Raw genomic sequence first — 26,772 nt, 5'->3', positions numbered from 1 at the left:
CCACGCCCCCGCCGCACCTGGTGCGCGAGCGGGGCACCGCCACCGCCACCCGGCCCCAGAAGCACGCGGACATGGTGCGCTGGCTGCACCCCGGGCAGGTGCTGCGCACGGGCCTGGACGCGGTGGTGGCCACGGTGTTCGGCGCGCGCGCGGACCACCGGCTCATCGAAGCGGTGGTGCGGCCGCAGCAGCCCTACTTCGACTATTCGGAGGAGTCCGGCGCGGACGGCGACTTCTGGCTCGACTACGTCTCCGACATCGGCGACGGCTGGGACTCCACCTACTCGGTGGCGCGCCTGCTGGCGCTGCCGGAGCTGCGGCTCCCAGAAGAGGACGGCAAGACAGCGCACATCACGCCGCGAGGCCGCGTGCTGGTGTTCGGCGGGGACGAGGTCTACCCGGGCGCCAGCCGCGAGACATACGAGGAGCGCACGGTGCAGCCCTACGAGGCCGCCATGCGCCGCTCGCAGGCGCCCCACCCGGACCTGTTCGTCATCCCGGGCAACCACGACTGGTACGACGGCCTGTCCGCCTTCATGCGGCTGTTCTGCGCGCAGCGGTGGCTGGCCGGACGCCGCACGCGGCAGAGCCGCAGCTACTTCGCGCTGAAGCTGCCGAAGAACTGGTGGCTCATCGGCACGGACGTGCAGCTCAACAGCGACATCGACGTGCCCCAGGTGGAGTACTTCCGCCACGTCGCGGAGCAGATGGGCCCCGACGACCGCGTCATCCTCTGCAACGCGGAGCCCGCGTGGGTGCTGGCGGCCGCGGCCCGGCGCCACAAGGGCAGCTACCTGGAGAACAACCTGGAGTACCTGGAGGAGAAGGTGCTCGGGCGGCGCATCGCCGTGTTCCTCGCGGGCGACCTGCACCACTACCGCCGGCACGAGGACGAAACCGGCCAGCACCGCATCACCGCGGGCGGAGGCGGCGCCTTCATGCACCCCACGCACGCGCCGGCGGCGCCCGTGCTGCGAGATGGCTCCACGCTGCGCAAGAGCTTCCCGACCGAGGACACGTCCCGGAAGCTCGCGCGCAAGAACCTGTTCCTCATCCGCTACAGCCCGCTGTTCGGGCTCATCACCGGCCTGTGGTACCTGCTGCTCGCGCTGGCGGCCTACGCGGAGGTGGGCTCGCTGGGCATCTCCCGTCTGCCGGAGGTGGTGACGGCGGTGGCCAACAGCATGGTCAACCGGCCGTGGACGCTCATCCTCGGGATGGTGACGATGGGAGGACTCGCGGGGCTGGCGGACGCGGCGCTGGGGAAATGGCGCGCGCTCATGGGCGGCCTGCACGGCGTGGCGCACATCGTGGCGGCGTTCTTCATCGCCTGGGGAGCCACGTACTTCACGGTGAGCCAGCTGGGCGTGTGTCCGGTGTTGTCACCGGATGGCGCGCACTGCGCGGACGGCTGGCTGCACCTGGCGGGCAAGTTCTTCTTCTCCTGCGCGTTCACCTTCGTGGGCGGCTTCCTCGTGGGCCCGTTCATCACCGGCCTGTACCTCTGGCTGAGCGTGAACTTCTTCGGCGCGCACTCCAACGAGGCCTTCGGGTCGCTCGCGCTGCCGGACTTCAAGAACTTCCTGCGCATGCGCATTGGCAAGGACGGGGCGCTGACCATCTACCCCGTGGGCCTGGAGCGCGTGCCGCGCAAGTGGAAGCCCACCGGAGCGGGGCCCATGTCGCCCGCGTTCGACCCGGACGACCCGAACGCCACCGAGCCGTTCCTCATCGAGCCGCCCATCCGCGTCTGCCGCTGACGCCCTCCCGCCGGACGCATGGCGGGAGGACATCCGGGACAGCGGGTTACCGGGACACGGTCTCGTTGGAGAGCGACACCGTCTTCGCCGTGCTCTGCACGAGCACCTGGTCGATGCCCTGGGCGCCCTCACTCGGCGCGTCGGAGATCAGCACCAGCTGATCCCCCACGACGATCCGCGGAGCCGCCTTGGCGGTGTCACCCACGGAGAAGGCGCCAAAGGGCGACTGGAACGAGAAGTCGAGGTAGGGATACTTGCCGTTGCTGAGCACCCATTCCTCCTGGTGCACGCTGCCGATGCACGGGACCCTGCAGTAGGCGCAGTCGATGGGTCCGCCCACACACAGCTTCATGCACGCCTTGTAGGTCAGGGTGGTGCAGGTCTTCTTGCCGAATCCCGCGATGGACCTGGCCCCCACGGAGCCGCTGGAAATTCCGCTCACGGAGGCCACGAGCTGGCCCTCGCGGAACACCATCGCCGAGTAGGTGGTCGGCTTGCCGTTCGCGTCCACGAAGCTCGCCGCGAACTCCTGCCCTTCAGACGTGTCCGTGACGACGGAGGCGGCGACCACCTTGCCGTCCGAGATGACCGTCTTGACGGTCGTCTCCCGGGCCTCGCCGGAGGGCTCGTGGGCCAGCCCCGCGCTCCAGCCCTTGGCCTGCGCGGTGTCCACGGCCACGCCGTCCTTGCCAGACGTGTCAGCGGACTGGACGAGCAGCTCCTTGCCGTCCACCACCAGCTTCGCGGCGCCCACGGCACAGTGCTTCATCCCGGAGAACTGGACACAGTCCTCCGCCTGGGCCTGCGCGAGCGGAAGGGCCAGGGCGAACAAGGTGGCAAGACCGGAGTGGGCAAGACGGCGGAACAGACGCATGGGGGGGCTCCTGACAGGTTCCGGGGGAAATCCCAGAAAGACGGCCAGCGCCCGTATTCACCCGCTATGCCAATGATTCTCCGTGCAGGAGCCCGGTCCCCACACCGAATGTGTGGCATTGGGAGTCACAGCCCCAGTCCGTCCTGTGACCCGAGGGGTTACAGGTCCTCGGAGTCCCGTGACGCGTCCTCCAGGAGCGGCGCGATGCCGGGCTGCTTGAGGGTAAGCGTCACGTAGTCCTGCACGGCGGCGTCCAGGCCCACGTCGCGCTTCGCGCGCTCGGACAGGAACCACTTGTGCTCCAGCACCTGGCAGTAGAGCTCCGCGGTGTCGGCCGCGCGGCCCAGGTCCTTCTGGAGGCGTGACAGCGTGGGGTGGTAGCGCTCGTCCAGCCAGCGGAACGCGGCCACGCTCAGGGGCACGCTGCGGTCCATCTTGCGAGTGAGCGTGGCCTTCATCTCCTGCATCTCGTTGAGCAGCAGGCTCGCCTGGCGCTCCTCGGCGACGATGCCGGTGAGCGAGTGCAGCTGGTGCCGGTGGTACTCGCGGTCCGTGACGATGGTGCGCATGCGCAGCTGGCTGCCCTGCCCGCTCGCCAGCAGCTCCACCTCGCCCACGGAGAAGCCCAGGTCGTTGAGCGTGCGGATCCGCTCGTGGATGCGGTAGCTCTCGTGCGGTTGGAGAATGAGCTCGCGGTTGATTTCGGCCCACAGCCGCTCGTAGCGCTGGCGGATGCTCGCGGCCGTCTCCTGCCACGCCTCCAGCTCCTGGGGCAACTCCTCCGCCAGCTCCACGCGAGCGGCCAGGTCCGCCAGGCCGCCAGCGATGTTCTCCTCCATGATCTGGAGGTCCATCTCCCGCTGGCCGGCGGAGAGCTGCTCGTGCAATTCGGACGTCTCCGCGTCCACCGCGTATGCCTGCAGCTCGCCCGCGTCGCGGCGGAAGAGCACGTTGGACAGCGAGCAGTCGCCCCAGAAGAACCCGCCCAGGTGCAGCCGCACCAGCAGGCCCGCCATCGCGTCCAGGAGCCGCGACCGGTAGCGCTCCAATCCCTGTTGCATGAACAGCGCGCGGTACGGCAGCGACGACGCGAGGTACTGGGTGATCAGCAGTCCAGGCCTGTCCCCGGGCGAGACCTCCAGCCCCTCCTCCGTCTGGACCGCCAGCCCCACGGGGCACACCGATGGCAACCGGCGCTCCTCCAGGCCGCGCAGCAGGTCGTACTCGCGCTGCGCCACGCGCGCGGGCGTCTCCTTGAAGGCGTAGATGGTGGCGCCGTAGCTGACGAACACCACCACGTGCCGGGACAGACCGCGCGGCACCTCCACCACGCGTGGTGAACGCTCCGTCCACGCCTCCAGCGGCAGCTCCCAAGGAAGGTCGAGGAAGTCCGGGTGCCCCTGCCGGATATGCAGGGAATGAAGGCGGCGAGCAGGGTGAGACATGTTGGCCACAAGCCTACCGTCCGGGTGAGCGCGCTTCATCCAGGCGGTGCGCTGGCCCGCGTGGAACGTTCGCTGTTAGAGGAAGAAGCCATGCGACCCCTCCGCGGACTCTCCCTCTGCAGCGCGGCCCTGCTGTCGGCCTGCGCCGGTTCCTCGCCTACGCCCGGGCCGACTCCCTCCGCGCCTGGAAGCATCACGCTCGCCGCGCCCGCGGGAGACGCGTGGTACCGGGGCGCGGTGTTCTACGAGGTGTTCGTCCGCAGCTTCCAGGACTCCAACGGAGACGGAGTGGGAGACCTGCCGGGACTCATCTCGCGGCTGGACTACCTGAACGACGGCAACCCGGCGACGACGGACGACCTGGGCGTGGACGCGCTGTGGTTGATGCCGGTGTTCGCGTCGCCCAGCTACCACGGCTACGACGTGACGGATTACGAGCGCATCCAGACGGCATACGGCTCGCTGGAGGACCTGCAGCGACTGTGTGACGAGGCGCACCGCCGGGGCATGCGCGTCATCCTCGACTTCGTCATCAACCACACCAGCTCCTCGCATCCGTGGTTCGTGGACTCGGCGTCCTCGGCGCAGTCGGCGAAGCGCGATTGGTATCAGTGGCGCGGGAACAACCCGGCGTGGGCGCAGCCGTGGGACATCTACTCGCAGACCAACACGTGGCATCAGCAGAACAGCGGCTGGTACTACGGCGTCTTCTGGGGCGGCATGCCGGACCTGAACATGCAGACGCCCGCGGTGCGCGAGGAGATGAAGCGCCTGGCGACGCTGTGGCTCCAGCGAGGCGTGGACGGCTTCCGGCTGGACGCCGCGCGCTACCTCATCGAGACGGGCGGCGGCGCGGGGCAGGCGGACACGCCGGAGACGCACGCGTTCTGGAAGGAGTTCTCCGCGCACGTGCGTTCGGTGAAGCCGGATGCGGTGCTGGTGGGCGAGGCCTGGAGCGAGACGCCGTCGGTGGGGAAGTACTACGGCTCCACGGCGACAGTGCCGGGCGGGGACGAGCTGCCGCTCAACTTCAACTTCCCCATGTCCGCGAGGGTGCTTGAAGGCATCAACGCGGGCAACGGCGGAGGCGTGGCGGCGAAGCTGTTGGAGATGAAGAACAACTATCCGGCCGGCGTGGCGGACGCGCCCTTCCTCACCAACCACGACCAGGTGCGGCTGGCGACTCAGTTCGCCAACGACGGGGCGAAGCTGGGGCTGGCGGCGGCGGTGCTGCTGACGCTGCCGGGAGCGCCGTTCCTCTACTACGGCGAAGAGGTGGGCCTGGGGAACGGCAACGCCAACAACGACGAGTCCAAGCGCACGCCGATGCCCTGGAGCGGCGCGGCGGGCGCGGGCTTCACGACGGGCTCGCCCTGGTACGCGTTCTCCAGCGGAAGGGAGACGGCGAACGTGGAGGCGCAGCGGAGCAACCCGGGGTCGCTGTTGTCGCGCTATCGCTCGCTCATCCACGCGCGCCAGGGTTCGGAGGCGCTGCGCAACGGAGGCCTGCGGCTGTTCACGGCGACGACGGGGCTGTCGCGCACGCTCGCGTTCGTGAGGACGCTGGACGACGAGCAGGTGCTGGTGGTCCACAACTTCTCCACCTCGCAGGAGTCGGTGGGACCGTTCGACGTGGAGGCCACGACAGCGGAGCCACTGTTCGTGGACCCCGGAGTGACGCAGCTCTCGGGAGGCACGGGAGCATGGAAGGCCAGCATCCCGGCGCGCTCCACGGGCATCTGGCGGCTGCGCTAGCTGACGACAGGCTGACGCCACGAGCGGGAGAAATGGGTTTCTCCCGCGGCCTTGAAGCGGCGGATGAGCTCCGCCGCCGCGCCCTTGCCCTGGCGGAGCAGCCATTTCAGCTCCGCGGGCATCAGCACCTTCACGGTGAGGAGCCGGACCTCGCCCCCGGGAAGCGTGAAGCGAGAGGGCAGCGAATCCGTCTCCATGCCGATGAGCACGGCCACACGACCCTCGGGAGTGAGGAGGGTTTCGGGCATGCCCACGCCGTCGACCTCCATGGACAGCGTGCCGTTGGCCAGGGAGACACGGAGCTTCTCGAACTCAGCGACCTCGTAGGCGACACGTTCGAGGAGATGCGCAGGCCAGCTCTTCCACACCTCCCCGAGCGGCTCCGGCGTCTCGATGGCGAGCTCCAGTCCAAAGCCAGCCGTGGGCCGGTCCAGGATGTCGTTGAACGGATCGGACAAGCCGTCTGTGACGATGAGAATGCCGCCGTCAGGGCGTCGCATGGCCGTCCACCACTGCCGTTCGCCGGGCCATGGGCCGCCAACGACCGGAGGAATGTAGAAGTCGTCCGACATGGTGCCGAGCCCGCGCCACACGGATGCGCGAGCGTAGCGAGCCTGATCCCACAATTCGCCGCGCCTCTTCGTCTCCGCGCGCCGAACAGGGTCGAAGGTCGTCGGCCCTGTGACTGCTTCGAACTTCGCGCCCGTGATGCCCGCGCGCTCCATCGCGTCCTTGATGTCCTCGGAGACGATAAGGGAGACATCCCATTCCGAGGGGCGGAATACCTTCGCATCGCCCACCTTCGACGGGTCAATGCGCATGCCGTAGATGGACCTGAGGGTGCCGACCTTCTCCGGAATCCCATCCTCTTCGGTCCAGAAGTAGGCCTCTTCGGCAGCCTCGGTATCGACGCACGGAATGGTGCGGAGGGCATTGAGGATGAAGTACGGCCCTGCGTGGGAGTCGACCTTGACGGGGATCAATTCCACGTCGTTCGGAGCCAACTCCTGAAAAAGAGCCGCGAGCTTCGCGTTGATGACCGGAGTACCGAACGCCGCATGTGAGTAGTCACGGGATTCCCCCTCCAGGTCCAACGGAAGCCGAATCGGGTCCTTGAAGTGCGCGGGTTCTCCACCCGTGAACTGCCAGGGATCGTCGAGCTCGCGCCCTTGGAGGTCGAGCGGATGCCCCAGGCACCAGAATCCTTCCGCGACATCCGCATAAAGGTCGAAGTATTCCATGGTCCTCACGGGCTTCCCGCATCACTCAAGGCCAGTCACCCACCGATTCATGATGCTTTCTTTTCTGGTGATTTGACTGGCAAGACGTCTCAACTCATCGGTCAGCAGAGCCCTGCATTGCGCCATGCTGCGGCACTGGTTCGTTGCTCGGGAAAGGGACCTCAATACCCACTGGTGGTATGCCTCTGGATGCGGGCCTCTGTGTCCCGGGACGCGAACCTTGTTCGCGGGATCATCAAGCGACATCCCGGCCTTGTCGAAGATCTTCTGGAACTGGGGAGACCACGGGCCACCCCGGTTCGTGGCACTCCACCACTTGTTGGAAGCGATGTGGTGCTCATGTCCGCCCGCATCCGCGCCACTCGCGACGGGACTCTTCTCATCCCGAGCAGACATGGCCACCGCGTTCGGCGCCAGCACCAGGGTGACAACGCCCTCGGAGGACACGGCAGCGGACTCCACCTGCGCCGCCGCACCCAGCCGGAAGCCACCCATCTCCGCGGCCACCAGCGAGGCCTGCCCTGAGCCCGGGAGCGTGGCGACCTTCGCCGCGAACGTCTCCGCCGTGCTGCCCACCGCCGCCAGCGCCAGCATCACGAACGCCCGCGCTGCGTTCTTCCCCATCACCTCCCCGTACTCCTCCCCCGCGTCGCGAAGCTCATCGAACGTCCGAGCGACACGCGCCTGCTCGGACAACTCGAGCCATCCCTGGATGAGGTTCCACACCGTGTCGATGCCCAGGTAGGCGATGAGCACTACCGTCATCGTCGCCGCGATGCCCTTCGACACGGGCTCGGGCATCAACCAAAGCGCCAGGTAGACCGTTCCGGTCGCGACAATGGTCGTGAGCACCGCCCGCGGGTCCGTCATCCCCACCAGCGCTTCCGACGTCTCCTCCCACACCGAGTCCAGCGCGATGGCGAACGCCAGCGAACGCCGCCCGTCCTCATCCAGCGCGGAGCTGCCCTCCAGCAATTGAAGACAGTCCCCCGGTGTCTGCTTGCGCTGGCACCACCGCCCATAAGCGCTCGCCAGCTCCCGGCCGTCATCCTCCACCAGCAGCCGGGCACGAGGAGTCTCCTCCACGGAGACCAGCCCCAATCGCCCGCGCACATGCGCATAGGACTTCGAGGAGAACGTCCCCGCGAACAGCCGATGCGCATCCTCACGATGACGCGGGGACACCGGCGCATCCTCCGCCAGCGTCCGCACCGCCTCCGTGAACACATCCCCGTCCAACTCCACGGGCTCGACCTCCGCCCGAGGCACATGGACGACCGGGGCACCCTGCCCCGTCTTCAGCCGGACGCCACGCGTCGCTGAACACCCCGTGCCCAGCAGCACCAGCAGCACCACGACCGCCCAGCTCCGGCACGAAGACATGGATGCCTCCAAAGCACCCATCCTCGGCCGCGCGGACTCACCGCAACCAGGACCTCCCGCGCACAGCGCGAGAACCGGCCGTCACGGGGCGGGCGACGAAGGACCCACGACCCCGGCGTCCTCGGCCATGGCTCCCGCATCCGGCGCGTCCACCGTCACACCGGCGTCCTCCACCATGCCCGCCGTCGCCGGAGCCACGGCCTTCCCCGACGGCACCACCGCGCTCCACGCCGGCCTCGAAGCTCCCAGCACCTCCTCCTGCGTCGTCCCCTGCGCCACCAGCAGGTCCACCACCGGAGACTGCGAGGGGTCTCCCTTGCGCCCACCACCGAAGCGGTCACCCGACGGCGGCTCCCCGGGCACGATGCCCATCGCCATCAGCCGCGGGTTCGCGTTCGTGTCCCCACCAAACATCCCGCCCAGCGCCACGCGCCGCTCGATGGTCGCGCCCGTCACCGCCACGCCGTAGCCCCAGTCCGCGCTCGCATGTCCGCCCAGGAAGCGGTCCGGCACCCGGAACACCACCGTGCGCCCGCTCACCTGGATGAGGGTGGGGAAGAACACCCGCGCCTCCAGTTCCTGCTCCGTGGCCGCGTTCAGCTCCGCCTCCACCTTGCCGCCAATCCCTCCAGACTTCTTCTCGTACGCATCCAGCGCCGCCTGCCGCCAGGTCTTGCGCAGGGCCTCACGCGCCTCATAGGGACGCGGCGTCAGCACCACCGCCTTCTCCCACCCGGAATCCGGCGCCAGCGTGAGCCCGCGCCCCGGCAGCGTGTCCGTGCGCCCGGAGCCGGGCACCCGGTCCTGGTCCACGTACAGGTCCACGTTGAACGTGTAGAAGCCGTGCCGGGCCCGCTCCGCGACCGTCGCGCCCTCCAGGTCCACCGCCTGCGCGCGCGAGGGCTTCGCGATGGGGTGCGCGAACGTCACCTCGAACCGGGTCGCCTCGTCGTCCGCGAACGCCGCCACCGACACCACGTCCAAATCGCCGCGCCCCAGGTCCGTCCGGCGCGGATACAGCAGCTCGCCGTCGCCGTGGTCATCCCCCACTGGATCCGTCAGCCGGAACAGCAGCGCGTCCTCGCGCGTCTTGCCGCCGGAACACGCGGCCAGGGAGGAGGCGAGCAGGAGCGCGGACACGCGAGAGCACACGAACATGGAAGAGCACCTCAAACGGAGGAAACGCCCGTCAGGTGTACCGCGCGGTGCCCCAAACGCAAGGAGCCCGGAGTGCCTTCACAGGCGCCCCGGGCTCGCTCTCTCGTCAACCTCGTGCCCCGCACGAAGCGGGGCGCGCGGTGACTAGAACTGCGCCTTCATGAACGCCTTGACGCGCATCTGCTCGAAGTTGCGCTCTTCCAGGCTGTTCCAGCCCTTGTTGCGGTTGACGAAACCGCGCGAACCCACCGCCACGTTGTGGTCGGCCGCGATGGTGTCGTCCGCGTACTGCACCACGAAGCCGTCGCCAAAGTCCGGGCGGAACGAGCCGAACGCGTACTGGCCCTCCAGGCCGAACTCCACGCCAGACAGGATGTAGCGCGCCTTCACCAGCACCTGGTTCTTGTTGTGCTTGCCGGACGCCATCTCGTGGTTGTTGTACGCCTGGAACGCCGTGTTGCCGTCCAGCAGATCCGCGAAGAACTTGGAGTAGCTGGCGGACACGTACAGGTCGTCCGTGAACTGGTAGCCCGCGCCGGCCGTGAACGTCGTGTAGTCCAGCAGGCGGTCGTCGTCCGCGATGTTGTCGAACGGCTTGAACTCGTAGCCCGTGTCACCCTGGCTGTTCGTGATGACGTCCGGGTTGCGGTAGAGGTCGGCGGTGCTGTTGCCCGGGCTGTACTCTTGGCGGAGCGAGTTGTCGCACGCCACGCCGCCGCCCACGCACGAGCCGGACGCGTACGGCAGGAAGCGCGGGTCGTTCAGGCGCTTGTCCGTCTCGTGGATGTACTTGAACTTGCCGAACACATCGATGCCCTTCAGCACGTCGACCACGTACTTGGCGCGCAGCGCGACCAGGTGCGTCTTCTTGTCCTGGAAGGGCTGGTAGGCCGTGCGGAAGTTGTGGCCCACGCCAGAGTCCAGCTCCGTGCCGGGGAACTGGCTGTCGCCCAGCGCCCGGTCCGCGTTGCCGTACGCCTGCCAGTTGGTGTTGTAGGTGATGAACGAGTACTCGCCACCCACCTCCAGCGCGCCGTTCGCATAGACCGGGTTCGCCGTCACGCCCTTCCAACCGATGGCCGTCTCCGCCATGGGCTCGTCGAAGTCCGTGAAGTCGTTGTCCACGTTGAGCGTGGCGACCTGCTGGGCCTCGCTCGTCCAGCCGCCGTAGCCGATGCGGGTGGGGTTGCCCTTGTAGATGCCGTAGGACGCGTTGGACGGGCCGGGGAACGCGAAGCTGCCGTCGTGGCCCTCCGTGAGGAGCACGTCCGCCTCGCGGCGGCTGGCCATGACCGCCATGTACTCCGCGCCAATGCTGAACAGCTGCAGGTTCAGCGACAGGCCCACGTCCAGCGGGTCGTTGAGGGACGCATTCAGCATGTACGTCTGGTCGGTGTGATGGCCGGCCAGCACCGGGCTGTAGCCGCCCACGCCGAAGCTCTTCGGCGACAGCACCGGGTCCGCGTTGGAGTACGACGTGTACGCGGCGCCGCGCACGTCCAGCCACGAGCCCATGTGCAGGGCCGCCTTCAGACCGCCCACGCCGTTGCGGTAGCGCGGCGTCAGGTCACGGCCGTCGTCCAGGTTGGTGTCCTCCGGGTTGATCTCCTGGTCGTTCGCGTACTGGAAGATGCCGCCCACGTCGAAGAGCTCGTTCGGGGTGACCTTCGCCTGGAAGCCGTACGCCGCGTCACGCGCGTGGAAGGCGCCCGTGCTGAAGTTCGGGCCGGCCCAGAGGCGGGGCAGCGAGATGCGCGCCGCGTCCCACGTGAGCTTCCGGTCGAAGTTGGAGCCCTGCAGCAGGATGGCCGCCGCGTTGTCGCGGTCGATGTAACGGACGCGGCCGATGACGAACGGGTCGAACTGGCCCAGGTCCGTCGCGCCGATGAGCGCCGAGTCGATGAGGTAGCCCGGACGCAGCGTCACGGACATGCCACGCAGCTTGATGTACTGGTTGGAGCGCGGGTCGAACTCGCCGCAGTCGCCCGCGGTGCAGTCCGGCGTCGGCGGGTTCCTGCCGCCGAAGCCGCCGAAGTTCGTCCAGAAGTTCTGGTTGAAGCGGCTGTGGATGCGGCCGTTGACCTCCACCTGCGGAGAGATCTTCGCGTTCAGCAGGAGCTCCAGCTCCGTGCCGATGCCGTTGTCGCCGTAGCCTTCACCGGGCACCGTGGTGAAGTTGTACAGCGCGCCCTGGTCGCGCTGCGTGCCCCAGAGGTACTTCGTATAGGTCGTGCCACCAATGGTGAGCTTGGGGCCGCTGTCCTGCGCCATGGCCGCCCCAGGAATGAGGCCGGCCGCCACGGTGAGCGCACACGCTCCCCGCACCACGTTCTTGCGATTCTTCATGATGTCCGGAAAACCCTTCTCGAAAGCTTTTGAACCAGAGGGGGGTCATCCCCTCTCCCGGGCCGCCGCGGGACCTCCGCGGCAACCCTCCCCGTGTTGCATCAAACCTTGAAACGGACTGTTTTGAACAGTCCGCCGCCGGCTACTTCGTCGGCGTGGCCGTCGTCGGCGCCGGAGCGACCGTCGTTCCAGCCGGAGCGGCCGGCGTGGGCGCCGGAGCCGGGGCCGGAGCCGCGGGCGCCGCCTCGGGAGCCGGGGCCGGAGCCGCCGCCGCGACACCCTGCGCCGCCGGGCGCTTCTCGCCGGAGACCATCTTCAGCGTGGCCTTCTTCGTCGCGGAACCGTCACCCGCGCACTCGTACGCGAGCATTTCGTACTGAGCCTTGATTTCAGAGCTGTCGCCCTTGCCCTGGCCCGCGAGCACGTCAATCACGTGCGGATCGCAGTTGAAGTCGGAGCCGCCGCCGAAGCGGTGCTGGCCCTCGTACTCGTTGACGCGGCGGGTGAGCAGGTCGTTGTCCGCGGGGAAGCCCTCGTTGGACTGCATCACGACCTGGTAGCCCCACGTGGAGGGGTTACCGGCGCCCAGGTCGGAGTTCATGACCGTGGCGGTGATCTTGTTGCCGGAGGCGCGCACCTTGGTGGGCACCACGACGGCGCCCTTCATCGCGCCGGCCTTGTTGTTGGCCTCCGCGCGCACGCGCGACGAGCCCTGCGGCGAGATGATGATGACCTTGTCCCACGCGTCTTCCGGCGCGAAGGAGACGTTCAGGCCCGGGGGGCTGTCCGTGAAGCCGCTGCCGACCTTGTGGTCCGTGTCGATGAAGATGAAGACCTCCTGCACGGAGAAGCCGTCCGCCATCTTCCAGGGGTTCTCCAGCGACGCCTTCAGCTGGATCTCCACGTCCGTCTTGTTGCCGCCCTGGTCCAGCTTGAAGCCGGTCAGGTCGAACGAGCCCGGCTTGTACACGGGGTCCGTCGGGTAGGTGTACTTGCCCGGGCCCTTGTCGTCGCCGGTGGGATCCTTGAACTGCACCTTGTCGGCCAGGGCCGGCGCCGCGGACAGGGAAGCGGCCAGGGTGAGGACTGCGATGCGGGGGTTGATCATGGGGGTGCTTGCTCCTTGCAACGACAGACGAAAGGACTGCGAAGAAAGACCGCGGGACTAACCCTTCACGCCACCGGCGGTGAGCCCGGAGACGAGGTACTTCTGCAGGAAGAGGAAGAGGAAGACGACGGGCACGGACACGATGATGGAGCCGGCCGCGAAGTAGCCCCACTGCTGGCTGAAGCCGCCCACGAAGAAGCGCAGGCCCACCGGCGCCGTGTACATGGCTTCCTGGTCCATGAACGTCGCCGCGAGGATGAACTCGTTCCACGCCGTCATGAAGCTGAACAGCGCCGTCACCGCCACCGCGGGCTTCGCCAGCGGCAGGATGATGCTCCAGAAGATGCGCCCCGGAGACGCACCGTCCATCAGCGCCGCCTCCTCCAGGTCCTTGGGGATGGTGTCGAAGTAGCCCTTGAGCATCCACACGCTGAACGGGATGGACGTGGTGGCGTACACGATGATGAGGCCCAGCCGGCTGCTGCCCAGGCCCAGCCACTGCACCAGGATGATGTAGAGCGGAATCAGCATCAGCGTGCCCGGGAACATCTGGGACACGAGGAACGCCATCATGCCCGCGCGCTGGCCTGGGAACTTGAAGCGGCTGAAGGCATACGCCGCCGTGCACGCCATGAAGACGCCCAGCACCGTGGTGCCAATGGCCACGATGGCGCTGTTGAGCATCCACCTGGCGAACGGCTGATCCGCCATCACCGACGCGAAGTTGGAGACGCTGAAGGTCTCCGGCCACGGCGTCACCGCGCGCAGCCGGTCCCAGAAGGTGGGGTTCTCCGGCAGCGTGGCGATGGCCAGGCTCTGCTTGCCGGAGAAGGCCAGGCTCACCACCCAGAGGATGGGGTAGATGGTGAAGAGGGTGAAGGTCACCAGCACCACGTGCAGCGGCAGGTGGGAGATGCCTTCGCGACGTTCAGAGAAGAGCGCCATGGGTTACGCGGCCTCCGTGGCGCGGCTCATGCGGTTCTGCACCATGCTGTAGAGCAGCAGGATGCCGAAGATGACGGTGGAGTACGCCGCCGCGTAGCCGTGGCGGTAGCGCTCGAAGGCGAACTTGTATGCCTGGGTGACCAGGATTTCGGTGGAGCCGCCCGGGTCGCCGCCCGTCACCAGGAAGATGATGTTGAACATGTTGAAGGTCCACACCACCGACAGGATGACCGCGGGCACCAGCGCGGGCTTCAGCGCGGGCAGCGTGATGGCGGTGAACTGCTGCCACCGGTTGGCGCCGTCCACGCGCGCCGCTTCGTAGAGCTCACCCGGGATGGACTGGAGCGCGCCCAGCGACACCACCATCATGAACGGGAAGGACAGCCAGCCGTTGGTGGCCAGCGCCGTGAAGAACGACGTGAGCGGCGAGTCGAACCACGCCAGGCCGTCCCCACCGAACATCCGGATGACGTGGTTCACCACGCCGAACTGCTGGTGGAACATGCCCTTCCAGATGAGCGCGGTGATGTAGTTGGGCATGGCCCACGGCAGGATGAGCAGCACGCGGTACACCGGCCGCATCCTCAGATTCGGCACGTTGAGCGCCAGCGCGAGCAGCAGGCCCACCGTCACGCCGATGGTCACGTTCGTCACCGTCCACACGATGGTGAACAGGAGCGTGTAGTAGAAGTTCAGGTAGTTGAAGACCAGCGAGCCGTCCGCCGCCGTCTTCGCGAAGCTGAAGTCGCCCAGGATGTCCACGTAGTTGCGGAAGCCCACCCACAACTCCGACAGCGGCTGGCTGCTGTTGTAGAGGTTGGCGTCCGTGAACGACAGCGTGATGCCGTAGGCGAAGGGGAAGAACACCAGCACCACCATGCCCACCATGGCGGGCAGGATGTATGCGTAGGCCTGCCGGTGCTCCACCGCCGTGGCCACCGCGCGGTGCAGCGCGCCCAGGCCAATGAACAGCAGCACCGCCAGCCCCACCACGCCCAGCGCGCCCAGCGCCTTGCTCGCGTTGCCGCGCACCTGCGCGCCCGCCGCGGAGAGCTTGGCCTCATCCGGCGCACCGGACTCCGTCAGCTTGCCCAACGGGCGGCGCATGGCGTCCGCGTCCCACGCGCCGGGCTTCAGCGCGGGCTCCGCGTTGAGATTGTTCGCGGTGATGAGCGCCTGGGCCTTCTCGCCGCGCGTGCGCAGCTCCGCGCTGACCGCGTCCTCCGTCTGCCGCAGCTCCGCGTCCAGCGCGCGCAGCGAATAGACGGTGTAGCCACCCAGGCCCGCCAGGAACAGCGCCGCCGCCACCGCCACGCGCACGCCCTGGCGCGACAGCGCGAACACCGCCGCCGCGCACGCAGCCAGCGGCAGCAGGAACGCCAGCAGCACCGGCGTCCACGAAGGCGTTTCACCCTTCACCACCGCCGGGGTGAGGGACTCCACGGAGCCCACCACCTGCCCGTCCACCTCCACGGGCGCGGAGAGCAGCCGGCTCGCGCCGTTGTCGAGCAGCTCCGACTCCACCTCCGCCTTGCGCGCGCTGCCCTCCTCGCGGTTCGTCTCCACCGCGGCGCGCAGACGCTGGCCGCGGTCGTACAGCGGCTTCTCCTCGCGAGACAGCCGGCGCGGCGCCGCCTTGTCCCCGGTGTCATCCGGGAAGGTGGACGCCTCCAGCTTGATGCCGCTGAAGGCGATGACGCGCACGGAGCTTCCCGGCACGCCCGGCCAGCCCGTCACCACGGCCTTCACGCCGTCGCCGGTGCCGCCCGCGCGCTGCACCAGGTCCGCCAGCCCCAGCAGGGACACGGTGGCCGTGCGCTGCTCGCGCTCCGCCGCGCGCTCCTGGTTGGCGCGCGCGAGCAGGCCGTGCGCCAGGAACAGGGACACGCCCAGCGCCAGGGCGAGCCCCACCAGCACGCGCCCCCGGTATCCGCCCGCACGGCCGGAAGGCCCCGGAGTCGAAGGGTCCTTCACGGAATCGCTCGGGGAGGTGCTGACCGGCGTGGGGGCACCGGCCGCGGAAGGGGGCTGCTGGGGGGCGTTCTGGCTCACTTCAGCTCCTCACTTACTTCTTGCGCAGGCCGGCGACGTCCTTCGCCACGCTCTTCTGGGCCGAGTCCAACGCCGCCTTGGGGGTGGCGGTGTTCTTGAACACGGTGTTCATCGCGCTGGTGGCCGGGGTCCAGACCATCGACATCTCCGGCAGGTTGGGCATGGGCACCGCCACGTCCACCTGGTCCTTCATCGCCTTGAGCAGCGGATCCGCCGCCACCTTCGCGTCCTGGTACACGGCCTGGTTCGCGGGGCTCTGGCGGCCCTCCAGGGCCAGCGTCTTGCCGGGGCCCGCGTCGGTGAGGAACTTCGCGAAGTCGTAGGCCGCTTCCTTGTTCTTGGACGGGGCGGCCACGTACACGCCCTCCACCGTCATCCAGGGCTTCAGCGGCGTGCCCTTGTTCTCATCCAGCGTGGGCAGCCGCGCCAGGCCGTACTCCACGTCCTTGGAGACCTCGCCCAGGAACCACGGGCCGGAGAACACCATCGCGGCCTTGCCCTCGTTGAAGAGCGAGGTGATGAGCGCGCTGGAGGGCTCCGCGGGGAGGATGCCGTCCTTGTTCTTCCACTTGAGGACCTGCTCCACCGACTTCACGTTGGCGGGCGAGTTCATCGTGGGGGCGTTCTTCGCGTCGAACACGCCGCCGCCGAAGCCGTTCATCACCGCCGCGTGGTAGTAGAAGTCGTTGTACGCGTACGCGAGCCCGAAGCGGCCCGCCTTCGCGTCGGTGAGCTTCTTGGCCATCGTCACCATCTCGCCGGACGTCTTGGGCGGCGTGGGGACCAGCTTCTTGTTGTAGATGAGCGTGATGACCTTGTAGTTCAGCGGCAGGCCGTACGCCGTCCCGCGGTAGGTCATCGCCTCCATCGTCGTGGGGATGAAGCGCTTCTTCGTCGCGTCATCCAGGAAGAAGTCGATGGGCTCCACCGTGTTGCCCGCTTCAATCCAGCCGCCCAGGCGGTCCTGCGCGAAGATGAAGAGGTCCGGGCCCTTGCCGCGCGGCACGGTGGCGGAAATCTTGTCCGCGTAGGCGTCGTAGGGCACCGCCAGCGTGGTGACCTTGACCTTGCCTTCGTTCGCCTTGTTGTACTCGGCGACCACCTTCTCCAGCGCGGCCTTCTCCTCCGCGCGGTAGGCGTGCCAGAGCACCAGCTCCGTGGCGGCGAAGGACGGGACGGGCAACAGGCCGACTGCGCACAGACAGAGGGCCGCGAGCAACGTTCGCAGGTGCGTCATTGAGAAAATCCTCCGGGATATCAAACGGAAAGCCGCAGCTCGGATTCAGCGTCGAAGAGATGCAGGGACTCCAGCTCCACCGTCACGGGAAGAGCGGCGCCAGGCTCCGGAGTCGCCTGGGGCGGCAGGCGGAAGACCAGCGGGTTGTCTCCCAGGCGGGCGTGCACGATGAGCTCGTTGCCCAGCGGCTCCACCAGCTCCACGCGCGCCTCCGCGGGCGCGGACTCGCCGCGCGCGACGTTCCCCGCGGGCAGGACGTTGTCCGGGCGCAGGCCCACCTTCACCTTGCGGCCGCCCTTGCCCGCCGTGGCCGCGCGCAGCTTCTGCGGCACCGGCAGCTTGAAGCCGTCACCGGTGAACGACGCGCCGTCCGCGTCCAGCGTGGCGGTGAGCATGTTGATGGGCGGCGTGCCGATGAACTGCGCCACGAACACGTTGACCGGCTTCTCGTAGACCTCCAGCGGGGTGCCCAGCTGCTGGAGCTTGCCGTCCTTCATCACCGCGATGCGGTGGCCCATGGTCATCGCTTCGATCTGATCGTGCGTGACGTAGACGGACGTGACCTGGAGCCGGTGCTGGAGCTTCTTGATCTCCGAGCGCATCTGCACGCGCAGCTTCGCGTCCAGGTTGGAGAGCGGCTCGTCGAAGAGGAACACCGCCGGCTTGCGCACGATGGCGCGCCCCAGGGCCACGCGCTGACGCTGGCCGCCGGACAGCGCCTTGGGCTTGCGGTCCAGGAGGTGCGCGATGCCGAGGATTTCCGCCGCCTCGTCCACCAGCTTGTCCATCTCCGGCTTGGGCGTCTTGCGGATCTTGAGGCCGAACTCCAGGTTCTGCCGCACGGACATGTGCGGATAGAGCGCGTAGTTCTGGAACACCATGGAGACGTCCCGGTCCTTCGGCGGCAGCGTGTTCACCGCGCGCTCACCGATGGAGATGGTGCCTCCGGAAATCTCCTCCAGGCCGGCGATCATCCGGAGCGCCGTGGACTTGCCGCAACCGGACGGCCCCACGAGGACCATGAACTCATGGTCGCGGATATCGAGGTTGAGCCCCTCGATGACCGACACGTCTCCGTAACGCTTCGCCACGTCCTTGAACGACACGCCGGCCATCAGGCCCTCCAGCAAGAGCCCCGCTCGCGCCGGTGACAACAGCACGTCCGGGTCAGGTTCTGCGCATGCACCGCCGGGTGCCTCACGGCACGCGTCCGAGGATGCGCGCGGACAGCGGCGGAAGCGCCAGGTCCAGCGTGGCGCCAGCCTTCGTCCGCCCTCCGTTCAGCAGATCCTCCACCTCGCCGACGCCCGTCCACGCTTCCGGCCACGGCACCGACACCGCGCCCTTCGTCTTGGCGCGGTTCACCGCCACCACCACCGTGTCGCCGGACGCTTCGTCGCGCCGCTGGAAGACATACACGTCGCCTTCCGTGGAGAGCGGCGAGTGCGTGCCCCGCGACAGGGCCGGGTGCGCGCGGCGGATGGCGATGAGGCGCTTGTAATAGTCGCGCAATGCCTCGTCGCGCTTCTTTCCCGCGCCGGGCTTCACCGCCTGCTTGCCCCACGGCATGTCGCCGCGGTTCTGCGGCCAGTCACCGCCCGCGCGGCCCACTTCCTCGCCGTAGTAGATGACGGGGATGCCGCTCGTGGTGAGCTGCAGCGTGGCGGCCAGGCGGAAGAGGGGCACGTTGCCCTGCAGCTGGTGCAGCGCCCCGTCCACGTCGTGCGACGACAGGAAGTGCGACAGGTGGTGGCCCGGCGTCACCTTCGCGCGAGACTGGAGGTAGCGGTCGAACGCCACCGCGCGGCCACGGCCCTGCACGAAGCCCAGCGCGTTGCCCTGGAAGGCGAAGTCGAAGCCGGCGTCCATCTCATCCGGAGTGAAGTACGGCGCCAGCCCCTCCACGTCGCCGCCCCACAGCTCGCCCAGCAGGAAGAAGTCCGGGGAGATCTCCGCGCGCGTGCGGCGGCGGTGTTCCTTCCAGAAGTCGTGGGACACGTGCTTCACGGTGTCCAACCGGAAGCCGTCCACGCCGGAGCGCTTCGCCCAGTCGATCTGCGCGTCCAGCAGGTACTTCGCCACCTCCGGACGTTCGGTCTTGAAGTCCGGCAGGCCCGCCACGCACGACGTCAGGTCATCCGAGCCGCAGGTGCCCTTGTCCTCCGAGCGCAGCCAGTCCGGGTGGTCCTTCAGGTAGCGCGAGTTGTAGCCCGGGTGGTTGTAGACGACGTCCAGCAGCACGCGGATGCCGCGAGCGTGCGCCGCGTCCACCAGCGCCTTGAAGTCCTCTTCCGTGCCGAAGCGCGGATCCAACGCCTGGAAGTCGTCCGCCCAGTAGCCGTGGTAGCCCCAGTCCGGGAAGCCAGAGCCGGTGACGAAGCCCGGAATCTGCTTCAAGAGCGGCGTCACCCACAGCGCGGTCACGCCCAGCGACGACAGCTCCTCCAGCTTCGCGGTGAGCCCCTTCAGGTCGCCGCCGTGGAAGGTGCCCGCCGCCTTCACGTCGCCCTTCTCGTTGTTGGAGGGATCACCGTCCGCGAAGCGATCCACCACCACGAAGTACAGCACCTCGTCCGCCCAGGGCCGGGTGGGCTCCTTCGTCGCCGGAGCTTGGGGGGAAGCCGGAGCAGCCTCCTTCACGGGTTCGGGGGCGGGGGTCGTCCGAGCCTCGGGAGCCTCCGGAGCGGGCGCGGCGGGCTGCGTCGCGGCGGCCTCCGGCACGGGCTGCGTCGGCGTCGGAGGGGCCGTGGCGCACCCCGCCAGACACAGGGCCACAAGGCCCTGGAACATCGGGCGCCACCCACCCCGGTGGGAGGCAGCGTTCGGTTGTGGGCAGGGGAGGCTGGAGGACATCTAGGCGCGGCACTGTATCCAACAGTCTGGAAAGGGGTGAAGGGTCGTCGGAACAATCGGCTGATGGCGCAACGCGCCATGTTCCGGATGTCTTCCTCTGCACACCCGTGTGACGCATGGCGCGGGCGGACTCAACGGAGCGCGCGATTCCTGCCGCACCGCGTCTCGGTTGGATGCCTTTTCCATCCGACGTCCTGGGGTGGATGTGCGGGTTCCAACGCTGATCATCCAGGGGGTCACGTAAACCCTGAAGACGACCCAAGGGTCACCCCCGACAGGACCGGCTGGTACCGTGCCGGGGATTTACACCCCCCTTGGAGGTTTCCCCTGAGAGTTCCATTCGCGGTTCCCCGCATGACGCGAGCGCTCGCGTTAGGCGGGCTCCTGGCGGCGCTCGTGCCGCTGTCGGCGCTGGCGGCGCCCACGTCGGTGACGGTCGTTGGCGATCTGCAGAGCGAGGCAGGCTGCGCCTCCGACAACGACCCCACCTGCGCGCAGACGGCGCTGACGTACGACGCGGCGGACGACAAGTGGCAGGGCTCGTTCAACGTGCCGGTGGGCACCTGGCACTTCAAGGTCGCGCTGGACGGTTCGCTGGCGCAGACGCACGGCGGCCCCGGCGGCGCGAACGTGGTGCTGACGCAGACGACGGCGGGCGCGGTGAAGTTCTACTTCGACGCGAACACGCTGTACGTGACGAGCAACCGCTCCAGCACCATCGCCACGGTGGCGGGCACGCTCCAGGCGAAGCTGGGCTGTCCCGGTGACTGGTCCCCGGACTGCCTGCGCACGATGATGCAGGACCCGGACGGCGACGGCATCTACACCTTCACCACGACCGGGCTGACGGCGGGCATCTACGAGTGCAAGGTCGCGCTCGACGAAAACTGGGGCACCGCCTACCCGGGCAGCAACGCGGCCTTCGAGGTGGAGAGGGACAACCAGGAGATGATCATCACCTTCGACTCGGGTGCCTCCAAGAAGGTGACCATCCGCGCCGCGGACGCTCCGGCGGGGGACCTGCTGCTGGCGCGGGCGCACTGGATTTCGCGCGACACGGTGGTGTGGAGCCCGGAGGTCGCGGTGCCCGCGGGCACGGTGTTCAAGCTGCACACGGCGCCCACGGGCGGCATGACGCTGAACAGCACCGGCGTGCAGGGCGGCACGGCGGTGACGCTGACGGTGGACGCCGCGGGCCTCACCCCCGCGCAGGCGGAGCGCTTCAAGAACCTCCAGGGCCGCACGGTGCTGAAGCTCGCCGAGGCGGACGTGGCCAACGCGGCCACGTGGCTCAAGGGCCAGGTGGCCCTGTCCGCGACGAACACGGCGGGCGTGATGCTGGACGCCACCAGCGCGCAGCTCGCGGGCGTGCTGGACGACCTGGACACGTATGACGGGCCGCTGGGCGCGACGTTCGAGAACGGCATCCCCACGCTGCGCCTGTGGGCCCCCACGGCCAAGAGCGTGAACCTGCTGCTCTTCGCGGACGGCACCCCCACGTCCACCTTCACCCGCGTGGCCATGACGGCCGGCGACAAGGGCGTCTGGAGCGCGACGGGCGACGCGACGTGGAAGAACCGCTACTTCCTCTACGAGGTGGAGGTCTACGCCCGCAAGGAGGGCAAGGTCGTCACCAACCGCGTCACGGACCCCTACTCGGTGTCCCTCTCCATCAACAGCGAGCTGAGCCAGATCGTGGACCTTTCGGACCCCGCGCTCGCGCCGCAGGGCTGGAGCACGCTGGCGAAGCCCGTGCTGGAGGCCCCGGAGGACATCGTCCTCTACGAGCTGCACGCGCGCGACTTCAGCATCAACGACCTGACGGTGCCGGAGAACGAGCGCGGCACGTTCAAGGCGTTCACGCACGAGTCCGACGGCATGAAGCACCTGACCCGGCTGGCGAAGGCGGGCCTGACGCACGTGCACCTGTTGCCGGTGTTCGACATCGCGACCATCAACGAGGACCGCGCGGCGCAGCAGCACCCCGCGGGCGACCTGGTGTCGCTGCCGCCGGACTCCGACCAGCAGCAGGCGGCGGTGAAGGCCGTGGCGGACCTGGACGGCTTCAACTGGGGCTATGACCCGTACCACTACACGGTGCCGGAGGGCAGCTACTCCACCAACGCGCAGGGCACGACGCGCACGGTGGAGTTCCGGCAGATGGTGCAGGCGCTCAACCAGCACGGCCTGCGCGTGGTGATGGACGTGGTCTACAACCACACCAACTCCTCCGGGCAGAACGCCAAGAGCGTGTTGGACCGCATCGTCCCGGGCTACTACCACCGCCTCAGCGACGACGGGAACGTGGAGACGAGCACCTGCTGCCAGAACACCGCGTCCGAGAATGCGATGATGGAGAAGCTGCTCATCGACTCCGTGGTGACCTGGTCCAAGGCGTACAAGGTGGACGGCTTCCGCTTCGACCTGATGGGCCACCACATGAAGTCCAACATGGTGAAGCTGCGCGCCACGCTGGACGCGCTCACCGTGGAGAAGGACGGCGTGGACGGCAAGGCCATCTACGTCTACGGCGAGGGCTGGGACTTCGGCGAGGTGCAGAAGAACGCGCGCGGCACCAACGCCACGCAGCTCAACATGGCGGGCACGGGCATCGGCACGTTCAATGACCGCCTGCGCGACGCGGCCCGCGGCGGTGGCCCCTTCAGCGGGCTCCAGGACCAGGGCTTCATCAGCGGCCTGCTGTCCGACCCGAACAGCTCCAACCAGGGCACGGAGGCGGCGCAGAAGGACCGGCTGCTGCTCTACGGCGATTGGATCCGCGTGGGCCTGACGGGCAACCTGAAGGACTACACGCTGGTGGACGCCACCGGCAAGTCCGTCACTGGCGCGGAGGTGAAGTACAACGAGGGGACCCCGGTCGGCTACACGCTGGACCCGCAGGAGGTCATCACCTACGTCTCCGCGCACGACAACGAGACGCTGTTCGACGCGGTGCAGTTGAAGGCGCGGCGCGACCTGCCCATGGCCGAGCGCGTGCGGATGAACAACCTGGGTGTGTCGCTGGTGGCGCTGAGCCAGGGCATCCCGTTCTTCCACGCGGGCGACGAGCTGCTGCGCTCCAAGTCGCTGGACCGCAACAGCTACAACTCCGGTGACTGGTTCAACCGGCTTGACTGGACCTACCAGTCGAACAACTGGGGCGTGGGGCTGCCCATCGTGGAGGACAACGACGACGGCCGGGCCCGCTGGGCGCTCTTCAAGCCCATGCTGGCGGACGCGGCGCTGAAGCCGGCGAACGCGGACATCGTCCGGGCACGCGACCACTTCGAGGAGATGCTGACCATCCGCAAGAGCTCGCGGCTGTTCCGCCTGCGCACCGGTGACGAGGTGAAGCAGCTGGTGCGCTTCGAGAACACCGGTCCGGACCAGATTCCGGGCCTCATCGTGATGGCCATGCAGGACCACGGCACGAACGCCGAGGGCAAGCGCGCCATCGTGCTGTTCAACGGCACGGACGACGCACAGACGTTCAATGCGGACGGGTACAAGTCCCTGAAGCTCAAGCTGCACCCGGTGCTTCAGGCCTCCACGGACCCGGTGGTGCGCACCTCCGCGTACGACGCGGCCACGGGCGGCTTCACGGTGCCGGCGCGCAGCACCGCCGTGTTCGTCACCGACGACGCGGTGGTGGACCCGGATCCGGACCCCCAGGACCCGGACGAGTCCGACGGCTGCAACTGCCAGAGCACGGTGCCCGGCCCCCTGGGCGCCACCAGCCTGCTGATGCTCTGCGGCCTGGCGCTGAAGCTGCGCCGCCGCCGCGCTTAAGGCCGAAGTCTCCGGCTGGAAATGAAGCGGGCCCCGGATGCGAAGCGCGTCCGGGGCCCGTGGTGTTTCAGGGGTTGGAGAAGCTCAGGGGACGGTGAGGATCTCCGCGCCCGTGTCGGTGACGAGCAGGGTGTGCTCGAACTGGGCGCTGCGCAGGCCGTCCGCGGTGACGACGGTCCAGTCGTCGTTCCACGTGCGGTGGTCCCAGTGGCCCTGGTTGATCATCGGCTCCACGGTGAAGATCATCCCGGGCTGCATGACGGTGTCGGCTTCGGGCTCGTAGTAGTGCGGCACCTGGAGCGCGGTGTGGAACGTCTCTCCGATGCCGTGGCCGCAGTAGGCGCGCACCACGCTGGTGCCGTTCTTCACGGCGTGGGCCTCCACCGCGCGGCCAATGTCGCTGATGGGCCGGCCCGGCTTCACGGCGGCGATGCCGATGTCCAGGCACTCCTTCGCGATCTGCACCAGGCGCTGGTGCTGGGGCTCCACGTTGCCCACCAGGTACGTGGCCGAGCAGTCGCCGTGGACGCCATCCAGGTAGATGGTGATGTCCAGGTTGACGATGTCGCCGTCCTCCAGCGCGCGGCTGTCGGGGATGCCGTGGCAGATGACCTCGTTGACGGAGGTGCAGAGCGACTTGGGGAACTTGTGGTAGTTCAGCGTGCTGGGGTAGCCGCCGCGCTTGAGGTAGGCCTCGTGCGCGATGGCGTCCAGTTCGTCCGTGGTGATGCCCACGCGCACGTGCTGCGCGGTCTCCGCCAGCACCTGGGCGGCGGCCTGGCAGGCGCGGCGCATGCGGGCGATGACGTCCGCCGACTTCACGTCCGGCTCGTTGCGCGAGCGCGAGGGACGGCCGGCCACGGAGTCCGCGTAGTCCGGCCGGCCGATGGTGAGCGGCACCACGCGGCGGGGGCCGACGATGCCGGGGCGGATGCCCTTGCGGTTGGTGTCGGCGCCCTTCCGGCGGGCCTCCACGGTGTCCGCGCCGCGGTGGCACTTCTTGTACTTGGAGCCACTTCCGCACCAGCAGGCGTCATTGGGCCCGGGGAGGATGGCGGGGGCGTTTCGGGGGGTGGCGGTGGTCATCGGGAGCCTCGGGAGCTTGTGTCGGTGGTGGCGGCGGCCTGGCGGGCGCGGGCCCAGCGGAGCATCTGGGGTTTGAGCCAGAGGCGCGGGCGCCCGGCGCCCAGGTCGAGCACCGGACGGGGCATGTCCGGGTACCGGCGCAGGTACGTGCTGACGCTGTTGGGGTGGGCAAGGCGCAACAGGCCCGCCACCTCCTGGGCGTCAATCAGGTCCTTCGTGTTCACCAGGGGGCACATGGGGCGTGTCTATACCCGTAGACACACGGGGATGCACGGATTCCTTCCCGGGCCGGGAGGCTGCCCTCCAGGGGCCTGCCTGCTTCCGGACACGACAAAGCCCCGGGCTCCATGAGGGAACCCGGGGCTTCGGGACGGCAGGGACGTCAGGGGGCGAGGACTACTCCGCCCACCAGGTCTCGGTCATCACGCTGAAGCCGTTCGTGGTGTCCACGTAGATGTGGACGGTGTTGCGGCTCCAGGGGTCGTTCTCGTAGGTGATGATGCAGCCCTTGAAGGAGCGGCCCTGGGTCAGCGCGTTCAGGTTCGCGAGGCCCGCGTCACGGACCGTGGGGGAGATGTGGGCGTTGCCGTTGACGTAGTTGAAGGCGCGCTGGACCTCGGCGCGCACCTCGGCGGCATCGGCCAGGTTCGGGCGGATGGAGGCGCCGTAGGGGACGCTGGTGGGCTCCAGGCCGAAGCACGTCTTGTCGTCGCGGTAGTAGTGGTTGGCGGACGCGATGTTCCACCAGTCGAAGTGGCGCAGGGTGGTGGCGCCGTAGGACCCGTTGCTGGGAATGGCGTTGATGGCGGTGAAGAGCGCCTCCAGGGGGCGGCTCAGGGTGGCGGAGTTGCGGATGTTGCGGAAGCTCACGTCACCAATGCCCGCCGTGTCGGCGATCTGCTGCGCGTTGGCGAAGGGGCGCGCGTTGAGCAGGTTCACGGCGCCGTTCCACGCGTCCGGCAGGACGTCGTGCAGCTCCGAGTCGTCGATGCTGTTCACCAGCGCGACGATGGCGGTCTGGTCGTCACGGGAGATGGCGATGCCATCCAGGATGCCGACACAGTCCGCGTCGATGAAGTCCATCGTCCGGGCGCCGCCCTCCAGCTGCTTGAGCCGGGCCGGGCCGACGAGCGGCACGGTGGACAGGTCCGCCAGCGACGTGAACGGCGTGGTGGCGCGGCGGTTCACGATGTTGGTGACCACGTTGCTGGGCAGGTAGCGGTCGAGGAGCGAGTACGACGCCGTGTTCGCGAACTCGAGGATGCCCGAGCACTCGATGGCCACGTCGACGTTCGTCGTGGTGAGGATGGGGGCCTGCTGCTGCTGCTCGGCGGCCGGGGCGGACTCGGGGGGAGTCTCCGCCTGGGTACCAGGACCGCAACCAACGAGCATGCTCACGGCGAGAAGGGCTGAGCCAATACGACGCATCAGGAACTCCTGAATGGGGGGAGAGCTGCGATGAGACGCGGCTTAATACATCAAATCCGTCTGACACCACCGGCCCGATGCGCGCCCTCTTCGTGTCACATTTCGGTCACCGCCCCTCTGTTCCGCTGACAGCGTTCCGCCCGGCTCCACGAGGCGAGACTTCCTGACGTGAGAACACACGGACCCAGGGTTGTCTCCGGCACCCTGTTCCGGGAGACCTTCCAGGTTGAGTGGAGTTCATGCGACCCTGTGAGTCCATGGGTCAGGAAGGGTCACAGGTGTTCCCGGGGGCGCTGCAGCCCGGCGCGGTGG

Annotated in this window: 18 protein-coding genes; 3 read left to right on the top strand and 15 right to left on the bottom strand. The window is 68.3% G+C overall.

Translation table 11 applies throughout. The annotated features are described in order from the left end of the window. The first annotated feature begins 71 nt into the window (after positions 1-71). Positions 72-1,760 (top strand): metallophosphoesterase, encoded by a 1,689-nt coding sequence (locus tag D7V77_RS23840; RefSeq protein ID WP_120578598.1) that lies wholly within the window; start codon positions 72-74, stop codon positions 1,758-1,760. Between the two features lie 46 nt (positions 1,761-1,806). On the opposite strand, the gene D7V77_RS23835 is transcribed toward D7V77_RS23840, so the two are convergent. Together D7V77_RS23835 and D7V77_RS23830 are read right to left on the bottom strand one after the other, a co-directional pair. Next, positions 1,807-2,634 (bottom strand): hypothetical protein, encoded by an 828-nt coding sequence (locus D7V77_RS23835; RefSeq protein WP_120578596.1) that lies wholly within the window; start codon positions 2,632-2,634, stop codon positions 1,807-1,809. Between the two features lie 158 nt (positions 2,635-2,792). Beyond that, positions 2,793-4,079, bottom strand: coding sequence for a DUF4032 domain-containing protein (locus tag D7V77_RS23830; protein WP_120578597.1), 1,287 nt, complete (start codon positions 4,077-4,079; stop codon positions 2,793-2,795). Positions 4,080-4,169: 90 nt separating this feature from the next. On the opposite strand from D7V77_RS23830, the gene D7V77_RS23825 reads away from it, so the two are divergent. Beyond that, complete coding sequence (locus D7V77_RS23825; protein ID WP_120578595.1) at positions 4,170-5,834, top strand: alpha-amylase family glycosyl hydrolase; 1,665 nt, start codon at positions 4,170-4,172, stop codon at positions 5,832-5,834. Here the strand turns inward: D7V77_RS23825 and D7V77_RS23820 are convergent. From D7V77_RS23820 to D7V77_RS23775, 10 genes are all read right to left on the bottom strand, one after another. Further along, positions 5,831-7,075, bottom strand: a complete 1,245-nt coding sequence (locus D7V77_RS23820; protein ID WP_120578594.1) for a DUF1629 domain-containing protein — start codon at positions 7,073-7,075, stop codon at positions 5,831-5,833. The genes D7V77_RS23825 and D7V77_RS23820 overlap by 4 nt on opposite strands. 21 nt (positions 7,076-7,096) lie before the next feature. Then, the gene (locus D7V77_RS23815) at positions 7,097-8,458 is read right to left on the bottom strand and encodes an AHH domain-containing protein (RefSeq protein WP_120578593.1); all 1,362 of its coding nucleotides are present in this window, start codon (positions 8,456-8,458) and stop codon (positions 7,097-7,099) included. Between the two features lie 81 nt (positions 8,459-8,539). Further along, positions 8,540-9,616 carry a glucodextranase DOMON-like domain-containing protein gene (locus D7V77_RS23810; protein ID WP_120578592.1) on the bottom strand — a complete coding sequence of 359 codons (1,077 nt, stop codon included), beginning with the start codon at positions 9,614-9,616 and terminating at the stop codon, positions 8,540-8,542. A 144-nt stretch (positions 9,617-9,760) separates the two neighbouring features. After that, entirely contained in the window at positions 9,761-11,962 is a 2,202-nt protein-coding gene (locus D7V77_RS23805) for a hypothetical protein (RefSeq protein ID WP_120578591.1), read from the bottom strand. A 142-nt stretch (positions 11,963-12,104) separates the two neighbouring features. After that, positions 12,105-13,070, bottom strand: a complete 966-nt coding sequence (locus tag D7V77_RS23800; RefSeq protein ID WP_120578590.1) for a glucodextranase DOMON-like domain-containing protein — start codon at positions 13,068-13,070, stop codon at positions 12,105-12,107. 57 nt (positions 13,071-13,127) lie between these two features. Next, a complete protein-coding gene (locus tag D7V77_RS23795; protein WP_120578589.1) occupies positions 13,128-14,015 on the bottom strand; it encodes a sugar ABC transporter permease in 888 nt (295 codons plus the stop codon). Positions 14,016-14,018: 3 nt separating this feature from the next. Further along, on the bottom strand, positions 14,019-16,067 hold the full coding sequence (locus D7V77_RS45770; protein WP_120578588.1) for a carbohydrate ABC transporter permease: 2,049 nt from the start codon (positions 16,065-16,067) through the stop codon (positions 14,019-14,021). 13 nt (positions 16,068-16,080) lie between these two features. Continuing rightward, entirely contained in the window at positions 16,081-17,304 is a 1,224-nt protein-coding gene (locus D7V77_RS23785; protein ID WP_120578587.1) for an extracellular solute-binding protein, read from the bottom strand. 20 nt (positions 17,305-17,324) lie between these two features. Further along, positions 17,325-18,419, bottom strand: coding sequence for an ABC transporter ATP-binding protein (locus D7V77_RS23780; protein ID WP_120578586.1), 1,095 nt, complete (start codon positions 18,417-18,419; stop codon positions 17,325-17,327). Between the two features lie 82 nt (positions 18,420-18,501). Further along, complete coding sequence (locus D7V77_RS23775; RefSeq protein WP_120578585.1) at positions 18,502-20,094, bottom strand: alpha-amylase family glycosyl hydrolase; 1,593 nt, start codon at positions 20,092-20,094, stop codon at positions 18,502-18,504. Positions 20,095-20,511: 417 nt separating this feature from the next. On the opposite strand from D7V77_RS23775, the gene pulA reads away from it, so the two are divergent. Beyond that, positions 20,512-23,946 (top strand): pullulanase-type alpha-1,6-glucosidase, encoded by a 3,435-nt coding sequence (gene pulA, locus D7V77_RS23770; protein WP_120578584.1) that lies wholly within the window; start codon positions 20,512-20,514, stop codon positions 23,944-23,946. A gap of 84 nt (positions 23,947-24,030) precedes the next feature. Here pulA and map read toward each other — a convergent pair whose 3' ends face one another. From map to D7V77_RS23755, 3 genes are all read right to left on the bottom strand, one after another. Continuing rightward, positions 24,031-25,032 (bottom strand): type I methionyl aminopeptidase, encoded by a 1,002-nt coding sequence (gene map / locus D7V77_RS23765; protein WP_120578583.1) that lies wholly within the window; start codon positions 25,030-25,032, stop codon positions 24,031-24,033. Next, positions 25,029-25,268: a hypothetical protein gene (locus D7V77_RS23760; protein ID WP_120560747.1), complete on the bottom strand. Its 240-nt coding sequence runs from the start codon at positions 25,266-25,268 to the stop codon at positions 25,029-25,031. Before D7V77_RS23760 ends, map begins: the two co-directional genes overlap by 4 nt. Positions 25,269-25,428: 160 nt before the next feature. Next, positions 25,429-26,460, bottom strand: coding sequence for a helix-hairpin-helix domain-containing protein (locus tag D7V77_RS23755; protein ID WP_120578582.1), 1,032 nt, complete (start codon positions 26,458-26,460; stop codon positions 25,429-25,431). Positions 26,461-26,772 lie beyond the last annotated feature (312 nt).

This window comes from Corallococcus sp. CA041A, assembly GCF_003612075.1.
Taxonomy (GTDB): Bacteria; Myxococcota; Myxococcia; order Myxococcales; family Myxococcaceae; genus Corallococcus; species Corallococcus exiguus.
Note: the sequence above shows the minus strand (reverse complement) of the source record. Positions and strands in the feature narration are given on the sequence as shown.